This is a genomic window from Dyella sp. 01L423, assembly GCF_056399945.1.
The window spans coordinates 23624-47843 of record NZ_JBFTSI010000004.1 but is presented as its reverse complement, the minus strand read 5'-3'; the positions used below and the strand labels follow the sequence as shown (position 1 = coordinate 47843).

At 64.7% G+C, this 24220-nt stretch carries 26 protein-coding genes; 8 read left to right on the top strand and 18 right to left on the bottom strand.

Going from position 1 to position 24220, the window contains the following annotated elements:
* Positions 1-97 precede the first annotated feature (97 nt).
* The 7 genes from AC1DMY_RS12830 to cdd all read right to left on the bottom strand — a co-directional run bounded on the left by AC1DMY_RS12830 (position 98) and on the right by cdd (position 5207).
* Positions 98-463: a hypothetical protein gene (locus AC1DMY_RS12830; protein ID WP_477165338.1), complete on the bottom strand. Its 366-nt coding sequence runs from the start codon at positions 461-463 to the stop codon at positions 98-100.
* A gap of 93 nt (positions 464-556) precedes the next feature.
* A complete protein-coding gene (locus AC1DMY_RS12825) occupies positions 557-1132 on the bottom strand; it encodes an NUDIX hydrolase (protein WP_477165337.1) in 576 nt (191 codons plus the stop codon).
* Between the two features lie 70 nt (positions 1133-1202).
* Positions 1203-2165, bottom strand: a complete 963-nt coding sequence (locus tag AC1DMY_RS12820; protein ID WP_477165336.1) for a DMT family transporter — start codon at positions 2163-2165, stop codon at positions 1203-1205.
* A gap of 86 nt (positions 2166-2251) precedes the next feature.
* Positions 2252-3076 (bottom strand): AraC family ligand binding domain-containing protein, encoded by an 825-nt coding sequence (locus AC1DMY_RS12815; RefSeq protein ID WP_477165335.1) that lies wholly within the window; start codon positions 3074-3076, stop codon positions 2252-2254.
* 126 nt (positions 3077-3202) lie between these two features.
* Positions 3203-4102: a 5'-3' exonuclease gene (locus AC1DMY_RS12810; RefSeq protein WP_477165334.1), complete on the bottom strand. Its 900-nt coding sequence runs from the start codon at positions 4100-4102 to the stop codon at positions 3203-3205.
* Complete coding sequence (locus AC1DMY_RS12805) at positions 4090-4659, bottom strand: nitroreductase family protein (RefSeq protein ID WP_477165333.1); 570 nt, start codon at positions 4657-4659, stop codon at positions 4090-4092. The genes AC1DMY_RS12810 and AC1DMY_RS12805 overlap by 13 nt, the downstream gene beginning before the upstream one ends.
* A gap of 140 nt (positions 4660-4799) precedes the next feature.
* Complete coding sequence (gene cdd / locus AC1DMY_RS12800) at positions 4800-5207, bottom strand: cytidine deaminase (protein ID WP_477165332.1); 408 nt, start codon at positions 5205-5207, stop codon at positions 4800-4802.
* A 169-nt stretch (positions 5208-5376) separates the two neighbouring features.
* Between cdd and AC1DMY_RS12795 the strand changes: the two genes are divergently transcribed.
* Positions 5377-6477, top strand: a complete 1101-nt coding sequence (locus tag AC1DMY_RS12795) for an NAD(P) transhydrogenase subunit alpha (RefSeq protein ID WP_477165331.1) — start codon at positions 5377-5379, stop codon at positions 6475-6477.
* 42 nt (positions 6478-6519) lie between these two features.
* Here AC1DMY_RS12795 and AC1DMY_RS12790 read toward each other — a convergent pair whose 3' ends face one another.
* Genes AC1DMY_RS12790 through AC1DMY_RS12780 form a run of 3 tightly spaced genes read right to left on the bottom strand, consistent with a single transcriptional unit; the run spans position 6520 to position 8104 of the window.
* Positions 6520-7116 (bottom strand): DUF3106 domain-containing protein, encoded by a 597-nt coding sequence (locus tag AC1DMY_RS12790; RefSeq protein ID WP_477165330.1) that lies wholly within the window; start codon positions 7114-7116, stop codon positions 6520-6522.
* A gap of 23 nt (positions 7117-7139) precedes the next feature.
* The gene (locus tag AC1DMY_RS12785) at positions 7140-7523 is read right to left on the bottom strand and encodes a hypothetical protein (protein WP_477165329.1); all 384 of its coding nucleotides are present in this window, start codon (positions 7521-7523) and stop codon (positions 7140-7142) included.
* Positions 7520-8104, bottom strand: coding sequence for an RNA polymerase sigma factor (locus AC1DMY_RS12780; RefSeq protein WP_477165328.1), 585 nt, complete (start codon positions 8102-8104; stop codon positions 7520-7522). The genes AC1DMY_RS12785 and AC1DMY_RS12780 overlap by 4 nt, the downstream gene beginning before the upstream one ends.
* A 138-nt stretch (positions 8105-8242) precedes the next feature.
* On the opposite strand from AC1DMY_RS12780, the gene AC1DMY_RS12775 reads away from it, so the two are divergent.
* Together AC1DMY_RS12775 and AC1DMY_RS12770 are read left to right on the top strand one after the other, a co-directional pair.
* A complete protein-coding gene (locus AC1DMY_RS12775) occupies positions 8243-8548 on the top strand; it encodes an NAD(P) transhydrogenase subunit alpha part 2 (protein ID WP_477165327.1) in 306 nt (101 codons plus the stop codon).
* Positions 8548-9978 carry an NAD(P)(+) transhydrogenase (Re/Si-specific) subunit beta gene (locus AC1DMY_RS12770; protein WP_477165326.1) on the top strand — a complete coding sequence of 477 codons (1431 nt, stop codon included), beginning with the start codon at positions 8548-8550 and terminating at the stop codon, positions 9976-9978. Before AC1DMY_RS12775 ends, AC1DMY_RS12770 begins: the two co-directional genes overlap by 1 nt.
* A gap of 7 nt (positions 9979-9985) precedes the next feature.
* On the opposite strand, the gene AC1DMY_RS12765 is transcribed toward AC1DMY_RS12770, so the two are convergent.
* On the bottom strand, positions 9986-10426 hold the full coding sequence (locus AC1DMY_RS12765) for a hypothetical protein (protein ID WP_477165325.1): 441 nt from the start codon (positions 10424-10426) through the stop codon (positions 9986-9988).
* Positions 10427-10660: 234 nt separating this feature from the next.
* On the opposite strand from AC1DMY_RS12765, the gene sufT reads away from it, so the two are divergent.
* The 3 genes from sufT to AC1DMY_RS12750 all read left to right on the top strand — a co-directional run bounded on the left by sufT (position 10661) and on the right by AC1DMY_RS12750 (position 14981).
* On the top strand, positions 10661-11218 hold the full coding sequence (sufT, locus tag AC1DMY_RS12760) for a putative Fe-S cluster assembly protein SufT (protein ID WP_046973058.1): 558 nt from the start codon (positions 10661-10663) through the stop codon (positions 11216-11218).
* Between the two features lie 162 nt (positions 11219-11380).
* A complete protein-coding gene (locus AC1DMY_RS12755; protein ID WP_477165324.1) occupies positions 11381-11599 on the top strand; it encodes an HP1242/YdcH family protein in 219 nt (72 codons plus the stop codon).
* 724 nt (positions 11600-12323) lie between these two features.
* A complete protein-coding gene (locus AC1DMY_RS12750) occupies positions 12324-14981 on the top strand; it encodes a protease pro-enzyme activation domain-containing protein (RefSeq protein ID WP_477165323.1) in 2658 nt (885 codons plus the stop codon).
* Positions 14982-15046: 65 nt separating this feature from the next.
* Here AC1DMY_RS12750 and AC1DMY_RS12745 read toward each other — a convergent pair whose 3' ends face one another.
* The 3 genes from AC1DMY_RS12745 to AC1DMY_RS12735 all read right to left on the bottom strand — a co-directional run bounded on the left by AC1DMY_RS12745 (position 15047) and on the right by AC1DMY_RS12735 (position 18579).
* Complete coding sequence (locus AC1DMY_RS12745) at positions 15047-15538, bottom strand: asparaginase domain-containing protein (protein ID WP_477165322.1); 492 nt, start codon at positions 15536-15538, stop codon at positions 15047-15049.
* A 180-nt stretch (positions 15539-15718) separates the two neighbouring features.
* Positions 15719-17365, bottom strand: coding sequence for an acyl-CoA dehydrogenase family protein (locus tag AC1DMY_RS12740; RefSeq protein WP_477165321.1), 1647 nt, complete (start codon positions 17363-17365; stop codon positions 15719-15721).
* Between the two features lie 215 nt (positions 17366-17580).
* The gene (locus AC1DMY_RS12735) at positions 17581-18579 is read right to left on the bottom strand and encodes an aldo/keto reductase (RefSeq protein WP_477165320.1); all 999 of its coding nucleotides are present in this window, start codon (positions 18577-18579) and stop codon (positions 17581-17583) included.
* 145 nt (positions 18580-18724) lie between these two features.
* Between AC1DMY_RS12735 and AC1DMY_RS12730 the strand changes: the two genes are divergently transcribed.
* Positions 18725-19630, top strand: coding sequence for a LysR family transcriptional regulator (locus AC1DMY_RS12730; protein WP_477165558.1), 906 nt, complete (start codon positions 18725-18727; stop codon positions 19628-19630).
* Here the strand turns inward: AC1DMY_RS12730 and AC1DMY_RS12725 are convergent, their stop codons facing one another.
* On the bottom strand, positions 19631-20392 hold the full coding sequence (locus tag AC1DMY_RS12725; protein WP_477165319.1) for a class I SAM-dependent methyltransferase: 762 nt from the start codon (positions 20390-20392) through the stop codon (positions 19631-19633). It lies immediately after the preceding gene.
* A gap of 11 nt (positions 20393-20403) precedes the next feature.
* Complete coding sequence (locus AC1DMY_RS12720; protein ID WP_477165318.1) at positions 20404-21402, bottom strand: transporter; 999 nt, start codon at positions 21400-21402, stop codon at positions 20404-20406.
* A gap of 101 nt (positions 21403-21503) precedes the next feature.
* On the opposite strand from AC1DMY_RS12720, the gene pdxR reads away from it, so the two are divergent.
* Positions 21504-22979 carry a MocR-like pyridoxine biosynthesis transcription factor PdxR gene (pdxR, locus tag AC1DMY_RS12715; RefSeq protein ID WP_477165317.1) on the top strand — a complete coding sequence of 492 codons (1476 nt, stop codon included), beginning with the start codon at positions 21504-21506 and terminating at the stop codon, positions 22977-22979.
* A gap of 192 nt (positions 22980-23171) precedes the next feature.
* Here pdxR and AC1DMY_RS12710 read toward each other — a convergent pair whose 3' ends face one another.
* Together AC1DMY_RS12710 and wrbA are read right to left on the bottom strand one after the other, a co-directional pair.
* Positions 23172-23519 (bottom strand): DUF2069 domain-containing protein, encoded by a 348-nt coding sequence (locus AC1DMY_RS12710; protein WP_477165316.1) that lies wholly within the window; start codon positions 23517-23519, stop codon positions 23172-23174.
* Positions 23516-24118: an NAD(P)H:quinone oxidoreductase gene (gene wrbA, locus AC1DMY_RS12705; protein WP_477165315.1), complete on the bottom strand. Its 603-nt coding sequence runs from the start codon at positions 24116-24118 to the stop codon at positions 23516-23518. Before wrbA ends, AC1DMY_RS12710 begins: the two co-directional genes overlap by 4 nt.
* Positions 24119-24220: the final 102 nt, after the last annotated feature.

Here is a 24220-nt window from a genome sequence, read left to right as displayed (position 1 = left end):
GTCACACTTGCGCGGCATCGGCGCAAAAAAAGAGGCCCCGGGAGGAGCCTCGAAGAAAAGCAAAGTAAAGCGTAGGGGGCTTACACCAACACGAGGTTTACCAGGTGCGCACGTCGGCCACGCCGACGGTGTACTGCTGCATCTCGGGGTCGAAGCGGAACAGGCGGCCCAGATCGAATTCCACGGACTGGCCCGGGCCGATGTTGGTGGTGCCGGCCGGCCAGCCCTTCTTGCTCTGGATGACCTTGCCCGAGGTGTCCTTGGCGTCGATGCTGATCTGCGCGGCGGCAGCTTCGGCGCAATGGTTCACCAGCGAGCCGCTGAGGCTTAGGCGGGCGGCGGCACCGGCGCCGACCAGCTTCATCTTGAAGTCCTGCACGGCGAAATCGGTGGGGGCGCAAGCGGCGTGGGCGGCCAGCGGGGCGGCCAGGAACAGGGCGGCGGCGATCAGGGTATTCTTCATAAAGGGGTCCATGATGTGGTCAGGTTGGGATGGGTCGTCCTGACTCACATCGGCGTCCCCGCCGAAATCTTTAGCCCCCGCTGAGGTTTGCGTTCAGCTTTGTGGCCTGGGCGGGGTGTGCTCGATAAACCACAGGCCGGCGAACAGTTTCGGGTCGATCGAATAGCCCTCGGCGGCGCGAGCAAACAGCCACGCACCGGCCTGCGCCATCGGCACCTCGTGGACAATGATGTTCTCGCTCTCGTCGCCGCCGCCGTGGCCCACCTTCTCGAGGTCCCAGGCGCGCACGAAGGCGATCATCTCGGTACTCATGCCCGAGGAGGACGGCCCCTCGTGAATGAAATCCAGGCGCGCGCAGCGATAGCCGGTTTCTTCTTCCAGCTCGCGACCTGCCGCCAACAGCACGTCTTCATCGCCATGCTCGTGCAGGTCGCCGACCAGGCCGGCGGGCATTTCGATGGTGTGTTTCTGGATGGCCACGCGGTACTGCTCCACGAACAGCAGCTTGTCCTCCGGCGTCACCGCCAGAATGATCACCGCGCCGCCGGGATTGTTGCGCTCGGCAAACTCCCAGCGCCCGCGCTTGCGCAGGCTGAGCCACTTGCCGACATGAAGGGTTTCCACCGGCGCGTTGGCATCGGCGGGAATGCGGGAGTCTTGCTGATTCATCGGCTTGGCCGCGCGGCTGGAGGGGAGTCATGCATGTTGCCGCGCCGTCCGGTCGGCTACAACCACGCCCTCACTCCACCGCCAGTTCCACCGGCAACGGTTTGATGCGCACCGCCCACATCACACCCGCGACCAGCAAGGCCACGCCGGCCAGGGTGAGTGCACCGGGCGGGTGACCGCGCAGGATGAAAGCGTAGGCCAACGCTGCCAGGGTCTCGAACACGATCAGCTGTCCGGCGATCGCCGTGGGCAGGCGCTGGCTCGCAGCGTTCCAGCACAGCGCGCCCAGCCATGAGGCGAACAAGCCGATGGCGACCATCAGGCCGACGAAGCGCCCCGGATGCGGACCGAACGGCATGGCGAATGGATAATCGGCAATCTTCATCGCTGCCCACAGCACGGCATAGCCGCATACCGCCAACGGCAAGGTGGCCAGGCCCAGCGCCGTGGCCCACGCGCGCGGGCTGCGATCCGGATGACGGCGCAACCAGGCGGCGTTGCGCAGCGGATACCAGGTCCAGCACACCACCGCGCCCACCGCGAGCAAACCGCCGCGCGCATAGCGCCACAAATCCGCGCCGGAAGGATGGCCAAGCGTGGCGAGCTCCGCCCGGTTCACGCAGGCGATGCCGATGGCGATCAACCCCAGCGACGGCGCCAGCGACAACCACGGCAGGTGGCCATCGCGATGGCCATAGCGCAGATTGGCGGTGATCGCGATCACCACCGGCAAGCAGCCGATGATCATGCTCGGCAGCGGCGCGCCGGCCAGTTGGATCGCACTCGCCAGGCACAGGTAATAGAGCAGGTTGCCGATCGCCGCGAGCTTGACCGCTTCGATCCAGTCGGCCCGGCTGAGCACGCCTAGCGCGCGTCGATCCATCCAGGCCAGCGGCAACGCGATCAGGCCGAAGGCGAGGTAGCGGCCGACCGACTGAAGTGCCGCCGGATATTCCGGCAGCAGCAACGGGCTGACGAAGACCAGGCCCCACATGAGGCCGGCGGCGAGTGCGTAGAGGGTGCCTTTCAACATGGGCGCAGCCTGGCTCCGTACAAACGGTTTGTCTTGTACCAGATTGCGCTTGGAGTACCGCTCCCACAAAGGCGGCGGAGCGCGTGTTACGAACGCACAGCCCGCTGATACCGCGCCGGCGTCACCCCATAACGACGCGCGAACGTCCGCGTCAGATGCGCCTGGTCGGTCAATCCCACCGCGGCCGCCACCTGCGCAGGCGCTTCACCACGCGACAACAACCGCTTCGCTTCGGCAAGCCGGAACGCCATCAGCATCTGCTGCGGCGTGGCGTGATGCTGCGATTGGAACTGACGTAAAAAATGGAACGGACTCAGTCCTGCGACGGCAGCCAGCTCGTCAAGCGTGAGCCTGTGCGCAAGATGCTCGTGCAGATAATCCACCACAGGCGCGAAGCGCGCAGGACGTCCATCGGCAGCCTTGTGAGGCACCCGCGCATGCCTACGAAACAAGCTCAGCAGTTCGAACAACAGACTGTCGAATGCCAGTGGTTCGCGCGTGCGCCATAGCGCATCGAGCAGCTCGGTCACGCGTCGCGCGCTGGGCAAATCCTCGCGCACGATATCGCTGAACCACCAGGCGGATTCTCCCATCACCTCGGCCACCACCGCGGGCTCGACATAAGCCATGCGGTAGTGCCAGCCGCCGTGGGTCTCCGCGCGGCCGGTATGCAACTCATCGGGGTTCATCATCACCACCGAATCGGCGGGAGCGAGATGATCCGCGCCGCGATAGCGGAAGCGTTCCACTCCCGACTCGATCGCGCCAAGCCCAAAGCCATCGTGCGTATGCGGGTCAAAGGCATGACGCACGATGTGTGCGCGATAGAGCTCGACGCCCGGTCGATGCGCCGCCAGGCGAAACTCGGCTTCGTCGCGCTGCGATGAAAAAGTGGAGGGCACGCCTTGCATGCCCTCATGCTACTGCGACCCGGCCCCTTGTAGGAGCGCACTTGTGCGCGACCGCGGACCGAAGGGCCGCCCTTCGTAGGTTGGTCGCGCACAAGTGCGCTCCTACAGCGATAGGCTAGGCCGCCTCTAGCTCATCAACGCCCTCAACCGCGTCCTCGTCAGCGGCCCAAAGCGCAACCGCTCGCACAACGCATCCATCGCCTCAGCTTCACCGCGCAACCGCCGCAGGGCATCTGCCTCCGTCGGCACCGGCGCATCCAGCGCAATCCGCGTGAGACGCCGATACAGCCGAGCGGCTTCCGCATGTTCACGCAGTTTCGCCGCGCAACTGGCAGCGCCGCGTATGCGCAGAAACGGCACCTCGTCCACGCGATCGAGCAGTGCATCGAGACTGCCGAAATGGGCGAGCAAAGCCGCCGCAGTCTTGGCGCCCACGCCGGGCACGCCGGGGATGTTGTCGACCGCATCTCCGCACAGCGCCAGATAGTCGGCCACCTGATGGGGATGCACGCCCATGCGTTCGTGCACGCCGGCGGGACCCCAGCGCAGGTTGCGCGCGTAATCCCATTGTTCGTCGAACTCGCCCAGCAGCTGGCCAAAATCCTTGTCCGCCGACACGATCACGCTGCGCATGCCGTGGGCCCGCAGGGTCCACAAGGCGCTGCCGATAAGATCGTCCGCCTCGAAGGTATGGTCGATCAGCATCGGTATGCCCAGTGCCTGGGTCACTTCGCGGCACAGCACGAATTGGCGCTCCAGATCCGGCGGCGGCAGTTCGCGATTGGCCTTGTAGGCCGGATAAATCGCGTTGCGGAACGAGGTAGTGAGCGAGGCGTCGAAAGCCACCGCCAGGTGCTCGGGCTTGACGCGTTCCAGCAGTTCGCACAGGAAGCGGGTGAAGCCATGCACGGCATTGACGGGGTGTCCGTCGGTATCGTGGAACTCGTCCGGCATGGAATGCCAGGCGCGAAACACATAGAGACTGCCATCCACCAGATGGACGGCTGGACGGCTCATGGCGTCCATGTGCTGATCACCTGCTCGAGTACCGGCCGTTCGCGATCGGGTACATCGATCTGCGGCGTGCCGATATGCACGAAGCCGATCACGCTTTCGTTGTCCTTCAGGCCAAGCACGGCCGCCGCATCGCGGTGATAGGCCGCCCAGCCGGTGAGCCACTGCGCACCAAAGCCCAATGCCTGGGCACCCAGCAGCAGGTTATAGGCCACGCAGCCGGCGGAAAGCTGCTGCTCGATCACCGGCACCTTGCTCTGCGCATCGAGCCGCGCCACCACTACCGCCACCAGCGGGGCAAAGTCGTAGCGCGTGCGGTCCTTCTCGCGTTTGGAATCGGCCATGTCCGGGTTGACGCGCAGCGACAGCGTGGCCATGCGCTCACCGAAGGCGCGCTTGGCCTCGCCTTGCAGCAGGATGATGCGAAAAGGCTCGAGCTTGCCGTGGTCGGGCACACGGATGGCCGCCTCGAGCAGGGTGTTCAGCGTGGCCGCGTCAGGGCCGGGTTCGCCCAACTGGCGGGACGGAACCGAATGGCGCTGCTGCAGCAGGGAAAGAGCGTGGGACATGGGGAGGTCCGGGGATGCCAAACCCTGATGCTAACGCAGGAGGGCAGGCGTGAGAGAACAGGAGTGAGTAGTGAGAGAGGGCGGCTTTCTCTCACTTCTCACTCCTCTCCACTCACTCCTGCTTTATCACCGCTGCTCGATCAGCTGGCCAGCCGGAACGACCCCGGCAGCAGCGCCTGCACCGTGGTTTCCTGCACGGCGCCGGTGAGATTGCCCAGCCACACGGGCGTGGCCTCGTCGCACAGCTCGGACATGACCTGGCGGCAGGCGCCGCAAGGGCTGATGGGTGCAGGCGTGTCGCCAATCACGGCGATGGCGGCGAAGTCGCCCGGTCGGCAACCGGCGGCCACGGCGGAGAACAGCGCCGTGCGTTCGGCACAATTGCACAGGCCATACGAGGCGTTTTCCACATTGCAGCCGCTGAAAAAGCGGCCGTCTCGGGTCACCAGCGCGGCACCAACGAGGAAGCGGGAGTAGGGCGCGTACGCATTTTCACGCGCCTGGCGCGCCAGGTTAAGCAGGACATCGGGAACAACGACAGCAGTCATCGGGATCTCCATAGCGGGATCCCCACCGGAACTGCCTACCTACGCGGTTTGCGTACCGGTGGCGGGCCAGTTAACTCCCTTGGAAGAATGACTGCAAGGGGCGGTGGTCGGTGCTGCGGGCCTTCAGATAGGATGCCTGCAGGTTAACCACTCCCGCAGAGGATGCACGATGCCGATCACCGTGGCTGCATTGCGCGAAACCGCCGCTGGCGAACGCCGCGTCGCGATTACACCGGAAGTGGCCAAGAAACTCCGCGGCAAGGACGCGCGGGTGCTGCTCGAACGCGGCGCCGGCGCAGCCGCCGGTTTCCCCGACAGCAGCTATGCCGATGTCGAATTTGCCGACGCCGACAGCGTGCTGGCGCAGGCCGACGTGTTCACCTGCGTGCTGCCTCCTGACGACAGCGTCTGGGCACGATTGCGCGAAGGCGCGGTGGTGGTGGGCCAGCTGCGTCCCTACGGCGCGGCGGCTCGCATCGTGGCCATGGGCAAGCAGCGCCTGACGGCTTTTGCGCTGGAATTGCTGCCGCGCACGACGCGTGCGCAGGCGATGGACGTACTCAGCTCGCAGGCGGCCGTGGCCGGTTATCGCGCCATGTTGATCGCGGCCGAAGCCTCTCCAAAATTCTTCCCCATGCTCACCACCGCCGCCGGCACCATACGCCCCTCGCGCGTACTGGTGATCGGCGCCGGCGTGGCCGGCCTGCAAGCCATCGCCACGGCGCGTCGACTCGGTGCGCAGACTGAGGGCTATGACGTGCGGCCTGAAACGCGCGAACAAGTGGAATCGCTCGGCGCGAAATTCATCGAGCTGGGCGTGAGCGCCGCCGGCAGCGGCGGTTACGCACGCGAGCTCACCGCCGAGGAACGCGCCGCGCAGCAGCAGGCGCTGGCCGAGCATCTGAAGAGTGTCGATGTGATCGTGGCCACCGCCGCCGTGCCCGGCCGTCCGTCACCCAAGATCGTCACCCGCGCGATGGTCGATGGCATGAAGCCCGGCGCGCTGATCGTCGATCTGGCGGCGGAGGGCGGCGGCAATTGCGAGCTGACCCGGCCGGGCGAGCGGGTGGAGCACAACGGGGTAGTGATCCTCGGCCCGCTCAACCTGCCGGCCGGCGCACCGCTGCACGCCTCGGAGATGATTGCGCGCAACATCTACAACTTCCTCGAACTGATGCTGCAGGGCGGTGCGCTGTCGCCCGACTTCAACGACGAACTGATCGCCAAGAGTTGCGTCACGCGCAACGGCGAACCCCACTTCCAGGGCTGACGCAACGCACATGAAAAAGCCCCGCATCGCGGGGCTTTTTGATCAATGCCTGGGGCCGCCGCCAGGTGGTCCCTTGGGCGGTGGGCCCATCGGGCGGTCGCGCATTTCGCTGTGCCACTGGCGCAACAGCTCTTCGCGCTGATCGGGCGACAGCTGCTGGAAGCGCTGGAAGGCGGCATGCAATTGCTCGCGCTCCTGCTGCGGCAGCTGCTGGAAGCGCTTGCTGTTCTCGCGGGCCTGTTCGCGCTGCTCCGGCGTCATCTTCTGCCACTGGTCGATGCGCTGGCGGATCGCCTCGCGCTGGTCCGGCGGCAGCGACCGCCACTGCTGGGCGCGCTGGAGCATGTGCGCCTGGCGCTCGGGTGGAAACGTATTCCACTTGTCGGCCAGCGGGGCCAGGATGCTGCGCTCGTCCGGCGACAGGCTCTGCCACGGGCGCGGTTGCGGCGGCGGACCCGGGGGTGTGCCAGGCGGCGGGCCAGGCGGCATATCGCCCCGCGGCAAGTCGGGCGGAAAAGCCCCGCCGCCCGGCGGCGGCCCATGCGGAACATTATCCTGCGCGCCCGGCGGCGGCGGATTCTGCTGGGCCATCGTGGTTGTGGCGATGCCGCTGAGTCCAAGGACTAAGAACAGCGACATGAAAACACGGCATCGACGCATGGTTACCTGCTCGCCTCGCTATCGCTGTTCTTGGCCAGCCAGCCGTAGAAGTCCAGGTTCTGGTACAGCGTCGGGTCCGCGGCGGCGGCATCGGGCGGCAGTTCGCCGTCGACGTCGACAATCTGGCTGGCGCCGGCGGGCTTGGCGGTAGTGGGGCGTTGCACCGGCGAGGACATGAACAAGGCGACGAACGCGATGGCGGCGAACGCCCCTGCCGGCAGCAGCAGCTGCAGCAGTCGGTGCGCCAGCGAGGACTGATCGGCTTTGGCTAGCGCGTCGCGCCGGGCGGCACGCAGGCGGGCAGCCACGGCCGGGTCGAGCTGGCGCGAAGCCTCGCGATACAGCTCACGGGCGCGACGTTCGAAGTGGTTGTCAGGCGCATTCATCGCCATGCCTCCAGTTGGTCGCGCAAACGTTGCAGCGCGCGCGACAGGTGTGTTTTAACGCTCCCTTCCGAACATCCCATGGCCTGGGCGGTTTCCGCCACATCCAGGCCTTCCAGCACGCGCAGCATGAAAGCTTCGCGTTGACGCCGGGGCAGCAGTTTCACGGCTGCCGCCATATCCGCGTACGACTGTGCATCGTTCAGGCGCTCCAGCGGGCCGGGGCCGGTGTCGGCCGGTTCCCAGGCGGGCAGATCTTCGCCGTCATCATCCTTGCCGCCCAGCCAGCCCACCATGATCGAGCGCACTTTGCGGCGACGCTGCAGATCCACGATGCGCCGGCGCAGGATGCCCCAGAACAGGGGAGTCCATTCCTGCGCGGGTTTCTCGCTGTAATGCTTGACCAGCCTCAGCATGGCGTCCTGGACGGCGTCCATGGCGTCTTCGCGGTGTCCCAGGTTCAGTTCGGCCATGCGGAAGGCACGGCGCTCCACCTGGGCCAGGAAGGCGTTCATTGACGCGGGAGCCGCCCGAACGTCGTCGGCCAACAAATCGGTGTCGAGCGTGGAGACAGCACTATTCATGCCGTCCTCATCCGGTTCGCCGGCTCGGCCATCGTGAGACTCCATCGGTACGTCCTCTGCTATCAACGTCCGACGCTCGCACGCGTTGACCCGCAACCGTATAGTGCGGCTACACCGATGTCCTGGCGGGGAGGGGTCATGCTCGACGGTTTCCTGGCGCTTTATGTCTTTATGCTGGCCGCTTTCACGGGATACGAGATCATCGCCCGGGTACCGGTCATTCTGCACACGCCGTTGATGTCCGGCTCCAACTTCATCCACGGCATTGTGCTGGTGGGCGCCATGATAGCGCTAGGCCACGCCCAGACTCCGTTCGAGATGACCATCGGATTTATCGGGGTACTCCTAGGTGCCGGCAACGCCGCCGGCGGTTATGTGGTGACCGAACGCATGCTGGAGATGTTCAAGTCCAGCAAGCCCGGCGCTGGCAAGGAGGCGAAGTAATGGCCTGGCTGCCGGTTCTGATCAAGGCCTGTTACTTCCTCGCTGCCCTGCTGTTCATCCTCGGTCTCAAGCGCATGAGCTCGCCGCGTTCGGCGCGGGGCGGCATCGTATGGGCCGGGGTGGGCATGCTGGTGGCGGTGCTGGCCACCTTTGCCCTGCCTGACCTGCACAACCGGGGGCTGATCCTCGCCGCCGTGCTGATCGGCGTCTCCGCGGCCTGGTGGTCCGGGCGGCGTGTGGCCATGACCGACATGCCGCAGATGGTGGCCCTCTACAACGGCATGGGCGGTGGCGCGGCCGCGGCCATTGGTGCGGCCGAACTGTTCAGCTACGCGGGCAATGCGGTGACCCTGCTGGACGGCGGCCAGTTCACGGCCAGCGGGGCGGATACCCCCGGCACGGCCCAGCTGGTGTTGGCGGTGCTCGGCGCCCTGATCGGCTCGGTCAGCTTTTCCGGCTCGCTGATCGCCTTCGCCAAGTTGCAGGGCTGGTTGGACCGCCGCTTCGTCTTCCCGGGGCAGCGGGTCGTCAATCTGCTGGTGCTGGCCGCCGCTGTCGCGCTGGGCGGGATGATCGCCAGCGGCCAGCTGAGCATGCCGCTGATTGTCGCCTTCTTCGGGCTGGCGCTGTTGTTCGGCCTGATGATGACCCTGCCGATCGGCGGCGCGGACATGCCGGTGGTGATTTCGCTCTACAACGCCTTTACCGGCCTGGCCGTGGCGTTCGAGGGCTTCGTGCTGCAGAACGAAGCGATGATCATCGCCGGCACCGTGGTCGGCGCCGCCGGTACCTTGCTCACCCAGCTGATGGCCAAGGCGATGAATCGCTCGATCGGCAACGTGCTGTTCGGCAGCTTTGGCGCAGCCGGCGGTGCCGCGCAGGAGATCGCCGGCAGCCAGAAACCGATCGAGGCCAGCGATGCGGCGGTGATGATGGCCTACGCCGAGCGCGTGGTGATCGTGCCCGGTTACGGCATGGCCGTGGCGCAGGCGCAGCACAAGGTGTGGGAATTCGCCAAGCTGCTGATCGAGCGCGGCGTGAAGGTGAAATTCGCGATCCATCCGGTGGCCGGTCGCATGCCCGGTCACATGAATGTGTTGCTGGCGGAAGCAGGCGTGCCCTACGACCTGATCGCCGATATGGACGACATCAACCCCGAATTTCCGCAGACCGACGTCGCGCTGGTGATCGGCGCCAACGACGTGGTCAACCCGCTGGCCAAGACCGATCCGTCCTCGCCGATCTACGGCATGCCCATCCTCGATGTGGCCGATGCCAGGCAGGTGATCGTGGTCAAGCGCGGCAAGGGCACGGGCTTTGCCGGCATCGAGAACGCGCTGTTCTATGCCGACAACGCGCGCATGCTTTACGGCGATGGCCAGGCGGCCGCCAGCGAACTGGTCGCCGCACTGAAGACGCTGGAGAGTTGAGACTCGATCAGCCGCCGGTCTTCGGGGGCTGGTCGTGGCGGAACGCGACGAAGGCAGCGATACCCATGCCGGCGAGGAACCAGACGTCGTCGATGGGCGTGCAACCCAGTTCGGCGAGCTGGAGCAGCAGGCCGAGGCCGGCTGTGCGCATGGCGTCGACCAGGCCCAGGCCCATCAGGCCGGAAATGCGGGCCGCGGCCGTCAGCACGTTGACGTAGAGGACCGCCACGAAGGTCGCGGTGGCAGCCAGGATGGCGGCATGGCCACCGGCGGGGCGAATCCAATGGCGCACCGCCTTGCCCAGCAGCCAGCCCGCCGGCAGTGCCAACCAGGGCAGGGGGTGGCGCATGTAGAGCGTCGGAACCATCCAGACCGCGCCGGCAGCCAAGCCCAGCATCAGGGCGCTCACCAGCGCAAACAACAGTGAAAAGGTGGCCCGCACCTTCATGAGCGGCAAGCGGCAAACTGGACGGCGGACACGGTATTTCCCGGGCGTAAAACTCTCATGATAGCGCGCGTGGGCACTTCGCTGTCCCCAGCCGCAAGGCCTTTGACGCCGCATCCCCCTTGAGATTGAGGTCTCGCGACCTGATTTCGTCGGCATGACCGGTCGTCAACCGGCATAATAAGCAGCTTGGCGTGGCAAAGGCCGCGCCCAATGATGAGAGTTGGCAGGATCGGCATGAGCGGTTTCAGTCTTAGCAGCGAACCTTTCACCCTGGAGCGCGACTGCCAGGCAGTCATGGTGCCCCAAGGAGAAACGGTCAGCCTGCCGGCCGGCCAGATCGGTTACATCACCCAGGCGCTGGGCGGCAGCTTCACCGTCTATGTGGAAGGCAATCTGTTCCGCATCGCCGGCAATGACGCCGATGCTCTGGGCAAGGAGCCGCCGCCGCCGATCGAACTGGCCAGCGATGCCAGCGACTCCGATGTCGAAGCGCTCGTGTGGCAGCAGCTGCGCACCGTGTTCGATCCGGAAATCCCGATCAACGTGGTCGAGCTCGGCCTGGTCTATGACGTGAGCGTGGAACACCCCGCTCCCGACCAGCGCAAGGTCTACGTGAAAATGACCCTGACCGCGCCGGGTTGCGGCATGGGCGACATCCTGGTCGACGACGTGCGCACCAAGCTCGAACTCATTCCCACCGTGGCCGAAGCGGATGTGGACCTGGTGTTCGATCCGCCTTGGAACCACTCCATGATGTCGGACGCGGCCAAGCTCGAAACGGGCATGCTCTGACGCCGTAGCGCCGGCACGATTGCTCTTGTTTTGCTTGCGCACACGGCGTCGCGTCGTGTGCCGATGGCTTGTGCCGGACACGTTTGATACAGATCAGCTCCGGCCGTTCGTGGCGAGGCCAGACTGCAGTCTGCAGTTTGTCTTGTTGTCAGGAGCCAAGGCATGTTTCCCGAATATCGCGAACTCATCACCGACCTCAAGGGACGTGACCCGCACTTCACCCGCCTGTTCCATCGCCACAACTCGCTGGATCAGGAGATCAAGAACATGGAGCTGGGTGTCACGCCCGCGGGCGGCATGACGATCGAGCAGCTTAAGAAAGAAAAGCTGCTGTTAAAGGATCAGATCTACGTGATCCTGCGCAGGGCTGCGGCCCACTGATCCACCGGAAATCGTTCGCTGCATTCGCAGCCGCGACGCTTGAGCGCGTGATGGCTTGCTGCGTGTCGTCGCGGCAAGACGCGCTTATGGGGGTGGCCCGGATTTAGCCGGGAGTTAGCTTCGTCATCATGGCGTGTAGAGCCTGATGCGGCATTTGCGCAATATCTTTCGCACTCCCGTTTCCGGTCTGAAATCCATGCTGATGCGGGCCAGAATTTTCGAATCGATATAACTCGCGCCAGAACGCCAATGTGATGTTCATGCCGATAGTGAGAACAGCATCACCACTTTTTTTAAGTGTTTAATTGGGCTTGGATTTAATTGCGTTCCTGTGGCTGTTGGTTTGGCGCAAGAAAGCGCATGAAAAAACGTATTTAGTCGACACATCGCAGCTAATTGCTGTTTAAAGCGGATTTTCAAGCAAGCGCCACTGTCATTGACGCATCGAATTTTCTTGATTAGCGTCAATTAATCCGTCAGCGGGAGGGTTGACGGATGGTCCTTTGGCGACGAGGGCACCGGCATTCGCGCGGTGGGCGTCGTTGAGCGAGTCTTCGTCCGGACATGCCGTTCCATGGAATGGCAGGGGGAAAGCAGGCCCGGACGTTTATCGGATCGCAGCACAGTCACGAGACCTGAGGCCGCGCACAGCGGCGCCTTCATGCATGTGGTGCATCGCACCGCATCGGGTCGGTTCGTCCTCAAAAACGTCAAGGAGACAAGAATGACTGTTCGTATCGATTTGCGGGGAAAGGCAATTCGCAAGGCACTGCTGCCAATGGCGATGTCGATGGCCATGGCAGGGTCGCTCCACGCGGCGACCAACGATGCTTGGGTAGGCGTCCGCACGCAGGCGGCCATGAGCCGCTCGTCTGGGCTCAGCACCGCAGCCACCACCGCCGCGGCAAGCAACAGCACCTGGACACTGAGCATGCACGGCTCGCCCACTATCGACGCGGCCACCGTGTCGCCGCTGGAGGCGAGCAAGCCGGTGCATGTCGCGCTCAGCCTCAACTTGCGCAATGTGGATGAGCTGGAGACGTTCCTGCATGCAGTGAACGATCCCGCCAGCGCGCAGTTCCATCGCTTCCTCACGCCGGCTCAGTTCAAGGCACGCTACGCGCCGACCGACGATCAGGTGGCGCAAGTGCTGGCGCATCTGCGCCAATCAGGTTTCAACAATGTGCAGGTGTCGCCGAACAACATGCTGATCGAGGCCGACGGCAACGCCACCTCGGTCAACGCGGCCTTCCGCACCACCATGCGCACCTTCGCGTTCGGCGGCAAGCAGCGCATCGCCAATGACTCTGCCGTACAGGTGCCGGCAGCGCTCGGTGGCATCGTCAATGCCGTGCTCGGCCTGCAGAACCTCAACGTGCCGCACACCATGCATCACATCGTCGGGCCGGTGCATGCGAACGCGAACAACGTCGGTATCCAGGCCGCAGCGGTGCAGACCTCGCATAGCCCGAAGGATTTCCCGGCGATCTACGACGCAGGCAGCACGCCGACGGCGTCGACCACCAAGGTCGGTATCGTCACCTGGGGTGACATGACCCAGACCATCGCCGATTTGAAGACCTTCACTACTGGCGCCGGCATGAGCACGGTGAACACGCAAGTGGTGAAGACCGGCAGCCAGGCCTATGCGGACGATCCCGACGGCGACGGCGAATGGAACCTGGACAGCCAGACCATCACCGGTACCTCCGGCGGCGTGAACACGCTGATCTTCTACTCCGCGCCCAACTGCGCCAACGACAGCTGCCTCACCGATGCGGCCATCACCGCGGCGTACAACCGCGCAGTGACCGACAACACGGCGAAAGTCATCAACGTGTCGCTGGGCGAGGACGAATCGGCGGCCAACAGCTCCGGTACGCAGTCGGCCGACGACGCGATCTTCGCGCAGGCGGTGGCGCAGGGGCAGACCTTCTCCATCGCTTCGGGCGATGCGGGTGTGTACCAGTGGTCCAGCGATCCCACCGAAGGCGCGCCGGGCTATGTTGCCAACTCCGCGGGCACGGTGAAGATCTCGCTTACCCATTACTCCGTGAGCGAGCCGGCCAGCTCGCCAAACGTGGTGGCGGTAGGCGGCACCACGCTCAGCACCACGGGCACCACGTGGTCGGGCGAGACGGTGTGGAACGAAGGCCTTGCGGCCGTCGATCCGAACAATGGCGACAACAACAAGCGCCTGTGGGCCACCGGCGGCGGCGTGAGCTTGTTTGAAGCCGCACCGAGCTGGCAGACCACCGCGCTGGGTTCCTCGGTCACCAAGCGTCAGGTACCCGACGTGGCGTTCGATGCAGCCCAATCCACCGGCGCGAACATCGTGATCCAGGGCCAGACCTACCAGATCGGCGGCACCAGCCTGGCCTCGCCGATCTTCGTGGGCATCTGGGCGCGCATTCTCTCGGCCAACAACAACACGCTGGGCCTGCCGACGCAGAACATGTACGCGCATTTCCCCACTGACGCCACGCCGCTGCATGACGTCACTTCGGGCAACAACGGCTACAGCGGCAACGGCTACACGGCCAAGGCCGGTTACGACAACGCCACTGGCTGGGGTTCGCTCGACATCGCCAAGTTCAACAGCTACGTCACCCAGTATTGGGGCGGTGGCGGCGGTGGTGGCACCGGCGGTACGCCGACGGCGAATTTCAGCTTCGTCACCAATGGCCTCGTCGCCAACTTCACCGATAGCTCCACCGATACGGGCGGCAGCATTTCCTCGCATGCGTGGACCTTCGGCGACGGCGGCACCTCGACGGCGGCGAGCCCGAGCCACACCTATGCCGCGGCCGGCACGTATAGCGTGACGGAGACGGTGACCGATGGCGTCAGCGCCAAGACCTCGAGCAAGACCTCGTCGGTGACGGTGACGGGCGGCGGTACACCGTCGCAGCTGATCGTGAATCCGGGCTTCGAAACCGGCGCGGCCACGCCGTGGACGATCAGCTCCGGCGCGCTCTGCAGCAACAGCACCTGCAGCGGCGAGACGGCGCATGCCGGCACCTGGTTCGTGTGGCTGGACGGTTACGGCAGCACGCACACCGACACGGCGTCGCAGAAGGTGACCATTCCCAGCGGCAAGAGCTCGGCTACGTTGACCTACTACCTGCACATCGATACCGCCGAGACCACCAAGACCACGGCGTACGACAAGCTCACCGTGCAGGTGCTCAACAGCAGCGGCACGCTGTTGAAGACGCTGGTGACGTACTCGAACCTCAACGCGGCAGCGGGTTATGCGCAGGCGAACTTCGACCTCAGTGCGTACATCGGCCAGACGGTGACGATCAAGTTCACCGGCACCGAGGATTCGTCAGAGCAGACTTCGTTCGTGCTTGATGACGTGAATCTCAACGTGCAGTAAAGCAAAAAGCGAAAGGCCCGGTCAGCGATGACCGGGCCTTTCGTCATTCAGCGATAGCGCAGCAATCAGCCGTTGTTCTCTTCGAAACGATTCGCGTCGCGGTTCTTGCGCACCTTGGACGGATCCCACACGCGGCCGTTCATGGTGATGTACACGCCATCGGGCAGGGTCTGCACGGCGGCCACGGCGCAGCCGATGTTGAACACCGCATCGGAGCCCTGGAAGCGCGCGGGATTGAGTGCGCCGGTGAGCACGATCACCTTGCCCTTGATGCTGGCCAGTTCGCGTGCGGTTTCCACCATGGTGTCGGTGCCATGCGTCACCAGCACGTGGCGATGCGGCTGCGCTTCGATGGTGGAACGCACCAGCGCGCGGTCCTCATCGTTCATGTGCAGGCTGTCCTTGCGCAGGATCGGGATCACGTCGAACTGGAACGCCACGCCCAGCTGGCTGAGGATGTCGCCGATCTGGGGCGAGCCGATCTTGTAGTCCGACTTGTCGTCGAAATAGATCTTGTCGATGGTGCCGCCGGTGGTGACGATGGTCAGATGCTGCATGGTCGGGAGTCGCCAGGGTGGGGAGGTCGGCATTTTAGGGCTTATGATCGATCTCCGCATTCTCGGCTCGGCCTGATGCCCTCAAGCCCCTGTGGGAGCGCACCCTGTGCGCGACAACCCGCCTCAGTCCGGCACGTTCAGTCGCGCACAGGGTGCGCTCCCACAGGGGGGGGCGGCGATTCAGTGCGGACCGAGCAACAAAGCGGTATCGGTAGCGTCGGCGGTGGAGAAACGTGCCAATCCATGCGCCACGAAACGCCGCAGCGCAGCCCCCGTACGCGCATGCCCATGCGGGGCCGACCAGGTGTCGTGGCGGGCCAGCAGGGCCGCCGCCGTGCAGCGGGCGAGGGTGATGGCCAGTCCACGGGCGCCGGCTTCCAGCGACGCCCGCTCATTGGCGCGAGCCTGCAGATAGGCACTGGCAGCGTCCAGCGCGCGATGGATTTCCTGCCGCGCGTGCGCATCGATGCTGTCGGCCAGCCAGCCTTCGATCGCCATGCGCAGAGAACCGAGATTCTCGCCAGCGAGTGCACGCAAGCTGTCCAGCGACAGCACATTGGTGGTGCCTTCCCAGATCGCATAGACCTGCGCGTCGCGCAGCAGCTGGGGCAGGCCGGTGTCCTCGATATAGCCGGCGCCGCCGAAACATTCGAGTGCTTCGGAACACAGCTTCACCGCCAGCTTGCCGGTCCACAGCTTGGCCAAGGGCGTGAGCAGACGCAGCAAGGCGACTTCGTGCGGCTGCGCCGCCCCGTGTTCAACGCGTCCGAGCAGATGCGCCACTTCGAAAGTGAGAGCAAACGCGCCTTCGAATTCGGCCTGCATGTCCGCGAGCGTTTGCGCATGCAGCGGCTGGTCGATCAGCCGCTTGCCGAATGCATGGCGCCGCGTCGCATAGTCGCGCGCCATCGATAGTGCCCGCGCCATGCTGGCGGTGGCGCCCACTGCATTCCACGTACGCGTGATATTGAGCATTGGCGCCACCTGGCGCACGCCGTTCGCCAATTCGCCCAGCGGCCATGCCGGTAGGCCATCGAGATGGATCTCTGCGGTCGGCAACTCATGCGTGCCTAGCTTGTCCTTCAGGCGATCGATGATGAGCTCCGGCTTGCGACGCTCGCCATCCATGGTCTCCACGTAGAACAGCGCGAGCGCACCGGGGCCATTGCCCGCGCCCTCGGGACGCGCGAGCCCCAGCGCCATTTCGCCGACTACTGCCGAGCTGAACCATTTGCGCCCGTAGAGACGCCACTGTCCGGACGCATCCTGGCGGGCCACGGTCTCCGTATTGCCGACGTCGGAACCGCCGGCGTTCTCGGTCATCCACTGGCCGCTCAACCAGAACGTGGACGCGTCGCGACTGAGCAAGTGCGGCAGCGCGCGTTCGATCAGCGCCTTATTGCCTGAGGCCTTGAGCGCGGTGGCGGCGCCGTCGGTCATCGCCAGCGGGCAGCTGTAGAACTCGCTGGCGACGTGATAGAGGTAGACGCGCGCGAATTCTTCCAGCCGCGCGTGCTCGTGCGCCTCATGGCCGGATGCGAGCACCGCATGCTTGGTGGTGATGTGCGGGCCTTCCTGCCAGGCTTGGGTGAGTTCGATGCGATCGACGCGGTTGCCCCAGGCGTCCCATTGGGTGAGCACGGGCTTGCGGCGTGTGCTGCGAGTGGTGCGTTCCCATTCCATGACGGCGTAGTCACCGAGTGCCTGCAGGTCGGGCTCGATGGCGGCTAGGCGTGCCGGCGGCAGCGCGCGGCGCAGCGTGGCGTGGAGCAGGGGATCGGCGCGATACGGGTGAGCGAGCTGCGGCGGGGCTTGCAGGAATCCCATGGTGGGGTCTCGGCGGAGCGGTGGGGTCGAGTATAGGTCTGGGGCGTCGCTGTCGCGCTTCTGCCCCCTCTCCCGACAACGCCCGACGTTTCCCTCGTTTGTAGGAGCGCACTTGTGCGCGACCAGCCGGCGGAGCGGTACACCCCAGCGCTGCGGTCGCGCACAAGTGCGCTCCTACAGGCAACCATCGCCTCAAAAGGTGAGAGGAAGCAAACTCAATGCGCCCGCTCACTATCCAAATGCGCCATCTGCACCGCGGCATAGCGCTCTCCGGCAGCCGAGTTCTTCGGCACTGCAGCCTCAATCGTGGTCAAATCCTGCTCGCTGAGCGAAACCTCGAGCGATCCGAGCGCCTCCTGCAAGCGATCTCGGCGGCGCGCGCCGACCAGTGGCACGATGTCCTTGCCCTGGGCAGCTACCCACGCAATGGCGAGCTGCGCCACAGACACGTTTTTTTCTTCAGCGATCCGGCGCAGTGCCTCGACCAGCGCCAGATTGTGATCGACATTGCCCGCCTGAAAGCGCGGGCTGATTGAGCGAAAATCGCCCTTGCCCGCGTTGTTCTTGTCCCAGTGCCCACTGATCAGGCCACGCGACAGCACGCCATATGCAGTGATGCCGATGCCGAGCTCGCGACAGGTCTGCAGGATGCCATCCTCGATGCCGCGCGAGATCAACGAGTACTCGATCTGCAGATCTGCGATCGGATGCACCGCTGCGGCGCGACGAATGGTTTCCGGACCCACTTCGGACAGGCCAATGTGGCGCACGTAGCCTGCCTTCACCATGTCGGCGATGGCGCCAACGGTTTCTTCGATCGGTACGTTGGGGTCCAGGCGCGCGGGACGATAGACGTCGATGTAATCCACGCCCAGGCGCTGGAGGGTGTAGGCGAGAAAATTCTTCATTGCGGCAGGGCGGGTGTCGTTGCCGCCCCAGCCATTGGCCGGATCGCGCAAGGCGCCGAACTTCACGCTGATCAGCGCCCGCTCGCGCGGCACGTTCTTCAGTGCTTCGCCGATCAGCATTTCGTTGTGGCCCATGCCGTAGAAGTCGCCGGTGTCGAGCAGGTCGATGCCGGCATCGAGCGCCGCATGGATGGTGGCGATGCTTTCGGCGCGGTCGGCTGGCCCGTACATGCCCGACATGCCCATGCAGCCCAGGCCAAGAGCGGATACGCGGGGACCGGTGGCGCCAAGTTGACGATGTTCCATGGTGGGTTCTCCAGAAGGTGGCCGCGGTAGGCGGTAGGGATAGCTCGGCGGGAAGTATGGCGGGGCGATCGGTGTACGATAATCCAGTCCTATCCGTACGACCTGTGCCGGAATCCGCACAATGGAAGAGCTTGGCCTAGCTGATATCGAAGCCTTCATTGCGGTGGCGCGCGCCCGCGGTTTTCGCGGCGCGGCCCTGCAGGGCAATGTTTCCGCCTCGGCGTTGAGTGCGGCCTTGCGCAGGCTGGAAGCTCGTCTTGGCGTGCGCCTGCTCAACCGAACCACGCGCAGTGTCACGCCTACGGAAGCCGGGCAGCGGCTGCTCGATCGCCTGGCGCCGCTGGTGGGAGAGATCGGTGGCGCGCTCGACAGCATCAACGCTTATCGCGACAGCCCTGCGGGCACGCTGCGCCTCAACGTGCCATCGATCGTGGCGCGGCATGTGTTGCCGCCGATTGCCACGCGTTTCCTCAAGGCGCATCCGGGCATCACGCTCGATGTGATCACCGACGATGCGTTCGTCGACATGCTGGCGGCGGGTTGCGATGCAGGTATTCGCTATGAGGAGCGCGTGGAACGCGACATGATTGCGATGCCCATCGGGCCGCGCACGCAACGCTTCGTGGCTGCGGCGTCGCCTGCTTATCTCGCCGAACATGGTCGTCCCGCCAAGCCACAGGACCTGGTGAATCACGCCTGCATCCGCCATCGCTTTCCCAGTGGCGTCATCGCTGCATGGGAGTTCGAGCGGCGCGGCAAGGTTGTCCGTATACGACCGGATGGTCGCCTGCTCGCGTCCACTATCGAGATGGAAGTGGAGGCCGCGGTCGCAGGCCTCGGCATCATCCACACGTTCGAGGAGTTCCTGCAGCCTGCGCTTGCCGATGGCGCCTTGCTGCCCGTGCTGGAAGAGTGGTGCCAGTCCTTCACCGGGCCGTTGCTGTATTACCCCAGCCGGGCGCATATGCCGGCGCCACTGCGTGCCTTCGTCGATTTCATCAAGACCGAAGGCACGCAGCAGGGGGACGGTGAAGTGCGCCGGACAAAGTGATCAGGGTTTGCGGAACTTGTAGATGAAGCGATCCGTGTTGCCTTTGACGGACGGGTCACGGATGCCCTTGGTGTGATCGTCGGCAGGATTGCGCAACGCGTCGCTTTCGCTGTCGAACTGGAAACCCACCGCGGTGAGTTCGCTCTTCACGGCTGCGGGATCGATGCGATGCAGATCGTTGGTCTTGGTGATGCCGGTGCCATCGGCCGCCGCATGATCGAGCACGATCAGGATGCCGCCGGGTTTCAGGGCGTCAAACAGGCTCTTGTCGAGCTTGGCCATGTCCGGCGTGCCCATGAAGGGATCGTGCAGGTCGTGATAGTTCTGCGAGGTCCAGATCACGTCCACCGGTTCTGGCAACTTCAGTTCATTCACCGGCTCCACCAGCACGGTGACATTGGCGTAGCCTTCCTTGCCGGCAAAGCTGCGCACGCTTTCCAGGCCCTTCGGAGCGATCTTGTCCATCTCGGCCGGTTGCAGTGCGTAGACCTTGCCCTTGCTGCCGACCATGCGACTGAACAGGCGTGTGTAATAGCCCTTGCCGGGCATCAGGTCGACCACGATATCGCCCGGCTTGATGCCGGAATAGCCGAGCACAACGGCAGGTTTGCGCTGCGAATCCAGTGCGCGGTCTTCCTCGGGACGGTTCTTGTCGGCGATGGCGAGCCCGACAAAGCTGGGCAGAGGATGCGTGGGCGGAGCCGCCACGGCAGCAGTAACAGTGAGCAACGCAGACACTACGATCAGGCAAACACGCTTCATGTCATCAATCCTCAGTGCACGTAGTTGAGAGCGATCGCAGGCGTGACGGACGACGTTGTACGGTTGCCCGAAGGAATGATGCGCACGCCCAGCAAGAGGCCGATGTTCGGCGACCAATTGTATTCGACGGCCGGTGCGAAGCCGATGTAGCGATTCGATCGTGCACCCAGCGGCGTATCAGGGGGAAAAGGGTCGCTGTTGGCGAACTCCTGGCCGCCTACATGCGTACTGCTGTTGTGGTTATAGAGCACATCGAGCGCCAGCACCCAACGTCGCGTAAGGCTGTACTCGAACGAGGCGTTCGCAAAGGCATTGTTGCCGGGGCGCGCATGGCCGCGAAAGCTTGCGTCGGTACCGTAGACGCTTACGCCTTCCACGTCAGTGCTGGATGAAAACGAGAATGAGATATTGAAACGCACGCGCAGGATGCGGCCATTGGGCATCCACAAATACGTTTGCGTGTTCAAGCCGATGGTCGTGGTGTATGCGCCGCTGCCGAGACCGTCGGCCGGGCGATCGCCAAGACGATCGTATTTGCCGGACGGAAAGGTCTCTTGCAATTGGATGGCCACCGTCGGCAACCAACTGCCCTCATGGAATTGCCGCAGCCGATATTGCGCCTGCAAGGTGATGTCGCCCACCTGGATGCCGCTGCTGTTGGGCGCGCCGCTGACGCGGTTGTAGCCGAACACCGGAATGATGCCCATGGTGAATTTGTTGGCCACGCCATAATTGATGTAGGTGCGCGAGCCGAAACTGTCCATGCCGCGACTGGTGACGTCGTACAGGTAAGGCTCCAAAAGCATGTGCCCGGGCGGCAACGTCTCGGCCGAGTTGGCCATCATCGGGCCAGTCCACCAGGCGTTGTCGCGAGTTTGCGGCACTTCGGCTGCCGAGGATTCGTCCTGCGCATACGCACGCTGGCAGGCTCCCGGCAGGCATAGCAGCAGGGCCATGCACAACACGAAAAAGCGTGCATTGATCAGCGATGAGGGCAGGTGGCTCTTCATGGTTGATGGCCAGGGCGGACGGGTGCAAGCTATGCCCGCAAGTGGTTGGCTTAAATATCCACTTTGTGCCGGATCGACATGACCACTATGGAGTCGGCCCCATGCAGCGCATTCCCGCCGGATTTCTGCCTCCCGTCGCCATGGACACCGGCAGCGAAACGCCCATGTACCAGCAGCTGTCGGACTGGTTTCGCCGAGCCATCAGCAGCGGACAGCTGAGGCCGGGACAGCGCGTGCCATCCACCCGCAGCCTCGCCAATGAACTGGGCATTTCGCGCATTCCCGTGCTCGGCGCGTACGAGCAGCTGCAGTCGGAAGGCTTCCTCGAAACCTTCACCGGCGCAGGCACCTGCGTGGCGCGCGCCATTCCCTCGGACCTGACGGTGCCACGCGTGAAGCTGGCACGCCCCGAGCCGGCGGCCATGCACGGAGGCTCGCGACGCACATCCCTGCGCGCCGCCCAGATGCGTACGCCGGACGCCACCTGGCTGGCCAACATGGGTGCGTTCCGCGTGGGCCTGCCGGCATTGGATGCATTTCCGGCGGCCTTATGGTCGAAGCTGGTCAGTCGTCATGCGCGGCATCTATCGATGGAAGCGATGAGTTATGGCGACCCGATGGGCCACCTGCCACTGCGCGAGGCCATCGCCGAATACCTGGGTGCGGCACGCGCCGTGCGCTGCGATGCCTCGCAGATACTGATCACCACCGGTTCGCAGCAGGCCCTGCAGATCTGCGCTCATGTGCTGCTGGATCCGGGTGAGCGTGTATGGATGGAAGACCCCGGCTATCCCGGTGCACACCAGGCACTGCGCACCGCCGGCGCAGATCTGGTGCCGGTGCCGGTGGACGCTGAAGGCATCGACGTGGCGCATGGCGCGCGCGTCGGCGCCGGCGCGCGCGCGATCTACATCTCGCCCTCGCACCAGTTCCCGCTGGGCATGGCGATGAGCGCATCGCGACGCATGCAGCTCTTGCACTGGGCAGCGAGCAACGACGCGTGGATCATCGAGGATGACTACGACAGCGAATACCGTTTCGGCAGCCGGCCGCTGTCATCGCTGCAGGGCGCGGATACCCATGCACGGGTCATTTATCTGGGCACCTTCAGCAAGGTGATGTTTCCCGCGTTGCGCCTGGGCTACATCGTGGTGCCGGAAGATCTCGTCGCCGATTTCCATGCCGGTCGCGATGCGATCGACACGTTCTCTTCCATGCTCTATCAATCGGCCATGACCGAATTCATCCGCGAGGGTCATTTCGCGAGGCATATCCGCAGCATGCGCACGCTGTACATGCAGCGTCGCGAAGCCGTGCACGGCGCGATCCGGACGTATCTCGGCGAGCGGCTCGAAGTGATAGGCACGGAAGCCGGCATGCAGCTTGCCGGTCTGTTGCCGCATGGAGTGGACGATGTGGCGGTTTCGCGCAAGGCGGCGAGCAAGGGCGTGTCGGTGCGGCCGTTGACGCCGTGCTATCTGGAGCCGCCGTCGCGAGGCGGGCTGTTGCTGGGGTATGGCGGGGCGAATCTGGCGCAGATTGATGAGGGGGTGCGAAGGTTGGCGGAGTGTTTTTAGCTGGGGGGCTGCGCCTTTCGAGATGGTTGCGCGCTTCATTTTTTCTCGGCATCACCGCCCCGCACCCCGCAAGCGTGCGGCCCCCTTGTACGAGCGCACTTGTGCGCGACCGCCACGCATGGGTGCACCGCTCCGCCGGCTTGTCGCGCACAAGTGCGCTCCTACAAATAACGGCCCGACCTGGGCCCAGACCTACACCGCCCGCCGCCTCTTCACCCCCGCCCCCAACACCCCAATCAACATCAACGTAAGCAAAATCTCCAACCACCCCAACCACCGCTCCCCAGGCGCACTCCAGGCCTCGCTCACGCCATGGCAGAAGTAGAACAGGCTGAGAATCCCCACCCATAGCAACGCCCGACGCACGTCGCGAATCGCGAGCAAGGGCAGCAGCAAGGGGATCACCGTGAGGGCCAGCACCAGCATCGGCGGCATGCTCTGCGCCGGAAACAGCCAGCCGTGCCATACCAGCTGAAGCACCGTGAGCGCAGCCCAGGCCACCAGCCCCACGCGATAGTTGGCAGCCACCGGCGTCGTCATGCGGCCGAACCCAGACGACGCGCCACATCGGCAAGCCGGCGTCCCAGCGCGCGAGCGAGTTCGCGTTCGTGTTCGCTGATGGCGTTGTCGCCCTTGGCCCCCGCCACATGGCTTGCACCGTAGGGTGTACCGCCGCTCTGCGTCGCGGTAAGTGCGGGCTCGGTGTACGGCAGGCCCACCAGCAGCATGCCGTGGTGGAGCAGGGGCAGGGCCATGCTGAGCAGGGTGGATTCCTGTCCGCCATGCATGGTGCTGGTGGCGGTGAACACGGCGGCAGGCTTGCCGGCGAGCACGCCGCTGGCCCATTCCGCCCCGGTGGAGTCGAGGAAGTATTTCAGCGGCGCGGCCATATTGCCGAAGCGGGTCGGGCTGCCCAGCGCCAGGCCGGCGCATTCGGCCAGGTCCTCGCGGGTCACATACGGTGCGCCTTCCTCCGGTTCCGGCGGCTGCGCCAGTTCGGTGACGGGCGCCACCGGGGGCACCTGGCGTAGCCGGGCCCGCATGCCTGGGATTTCCTCCACGCCGCGCGCGATCAGTCGCGCGAGCTGGGCGGTGTGGCCGGAGCGGCTGTAGTAGAGGACCAGGATGTCTTGGCTCATGGCGTTGGGCGTGAGTGTCTCGATCGGTTAGTGTAACGGGCGTTCAAGCCCCTGTTGCCGCCTTGTTCACGCACCTGCATGAGTGAACGCGCCACCATAGGG

Excerpts from the sequence above, each read along its gene's own strand:
- AC1DMY_RS12810 (WP_477165334.1), bottom strand. The coding sequence starts at position 4,102 with ATGGACGCCATGAGCCGTCCAGCCGTCCATCTGGTGGATGGCAGTCTC.
- wrbA (WP_477165315.1), bottom strand. The coding sequence starts at position 24,118 with ATGAGCCAAGACATCCTGGTCCTCTACTACAGCCGCTCCGGCCACACC.
- AC1DMY_RS12745 (WP_477165322.1), bottom strand. The coding sequence starts at position 15,538 with ATGCAGCATCTGACCATCGTCACCACCGGCGGCACCATCGACAAGATC.
- AC1DMY_RS12740 (WP_477165321.1), bottom strand. The coding sequence starts at position 17,365 with ATGGGATTCCTGCAAGCCCCGCCGCAGCTCGCTCACCCGTATCGCGCC.
- sufT (WP_046973058.1), top strand. The coding sequence starts at position 10,661 with ATGAGCGGTTTCAGTCTTAGCAGCGAACCTTTCACCCTGGAGCGCGAC.
- AC1DMY_RS12785 (WP_477165329.1), bottom strand. The coding sequence starts at position 7,523 with ATGAATGCGCCTGACAACCACTTCGAACGTCGCGCCCGTGAGCTGTAT.
- AC1DMY_RS12750 (WP_477165323.1), top strand. The coding sequence starts at position 12,324 with ATGACTGTTCGTATCGATTTGCGGGGAAAGGCAATTCGCAAGGCACTG.
- AC1DMY_RS12825 (WP_477165337.1), bottom strand. The coding sequence starts at position 1,132 with ATGAATCAGCAAGACTCCCGCATTCCCGCCGATGCCAACGCGCCGGTG.
- AC1DMY_RS12735 (WP_477165320.1), bottom strand. The coding sequence starts at position 18,579 with ATGGAACATCGTCAACTTGGCGCCACCGGTCCCCGCGTATCCGCTCTT.
- AC1DMY_RS12790 (WP_477165330.1), bottom strand. The coding sequence starts at position 7,116 with ATGTCGCTGTTCTTAGTCCTTGGACTCAGCGGCATCGCCACAACCACG.
- AC1DMY_RS12815 (WP_477165335.1), bottom strand. The coding sequence starts at position 3,076 with ATGCAAGGCGTGCCCTCCACTTTTTCATCGCAGCGCGACGAAGCCGAG.
- pdxR (WP_477165317.1), top strand. The coding sequence starts at position 21,504 with ATGCAGCGCATTCCCGCCGGATTTCTGCCTCCCGTCGCCATGGACACC.
- AC1DMY_RS12820 (WP_477165336.1), bottom strand. The coding sequence starts at position 2,165 with ATGTTGAAAGGCACCCTCTACGCACTCGCCGCCGGCCTCATGTGGGGC.
- AC1DMY_RS12775 (WP_477165327.1), top strand. The coding sequence starts at position 8,243 with ATGCTCGACGGTTTCCTGGCGCTTTATGTCTTTATGCTGGCCGCTTTC.
- AC1DMY_RS12830 (WP_477165338.1), bottom strand. The coding sequence starts at position 463 with ATGAAGAATACCCTGATCGCCGCCGCCCTGTTCCTGGCCGCCCCGCTG.
- AC1DMY_RS12770 (WP_477165326.1), top strand. The coding sequence starts at position 8,548 with ATGGCCTGGCTGCCGGTTCTGATCAAGGCCTGTTACTTCCTCGCTGCC.
- AC1DMY_RS12765 (WP_477165325.1), bottom strand. The coding sequence starts at position 10,426 with ATGAAGGTGCGGGCCACCTTTTCACTGTTGTTTGCGCTGGTGAGCGCC.
- AC1DMY_RS12720 (WP_477165318.1), bottom strand. The coding sequence starts at position 21,402 with ATGAAGAGCCACCTGCCCTCATCGCTGATCAATGCACGCTTTTTCGTG.
- AC1DMY_RS12805 (WP_477165333.1), bottom strand. The coding sequence starts at position 4,659 with ATGTCCCACGCTCTTTCCCTGCTGCAGCAGCGCCATTCGGTTCCGTCC.
- AC1DMY_RS12795 (WP_477165331.1), top strand. The coding sequence starts at position 5,377 with ATGCCGATCACCGTGGCTGCATTGCGCGAAACCGCCGCTGGCGAACGC.
- AC1DMY_RS12710 (WP_477165316.1), bottom strand. The coding sequence starts at position 23,519 with ATGACGACGCCGGTGGCTGCCAACTATCGCGTGGGGCTGGTGGCCTGG.
- AC1DMY_RS12780 (WP_477165328.1), bottom strand. The coding sequence starts at position 8,104 with ATGAATAGTGCTGTCTCCACGCTCGACACCGATTTGTTGGCCGACGAC.
- AC1DMY_RS12725 (WP_477165319.1), bottom strand. The coding sequence starts at position 20,392 with ATGAAGCGTGTTTGCCTGATCGTAGTGTCTGCGTTGCTCACTGTTACT.
- AC1DMY_RS12755 (WP_477165324.1), top strand. The coding sequence starts at position 11,381 with ATGTTTCCCGAATATCGCGAACTCATCACCGACCTCAAGGGACGTGAC.
- cdd (WP_477165332.1), bottom strand. The coding sequence starts at position 5,207 with ATGACTGCTGTCGTTGTTCCCGATGTCCTGCTTAACCTGGCGCGCCAG.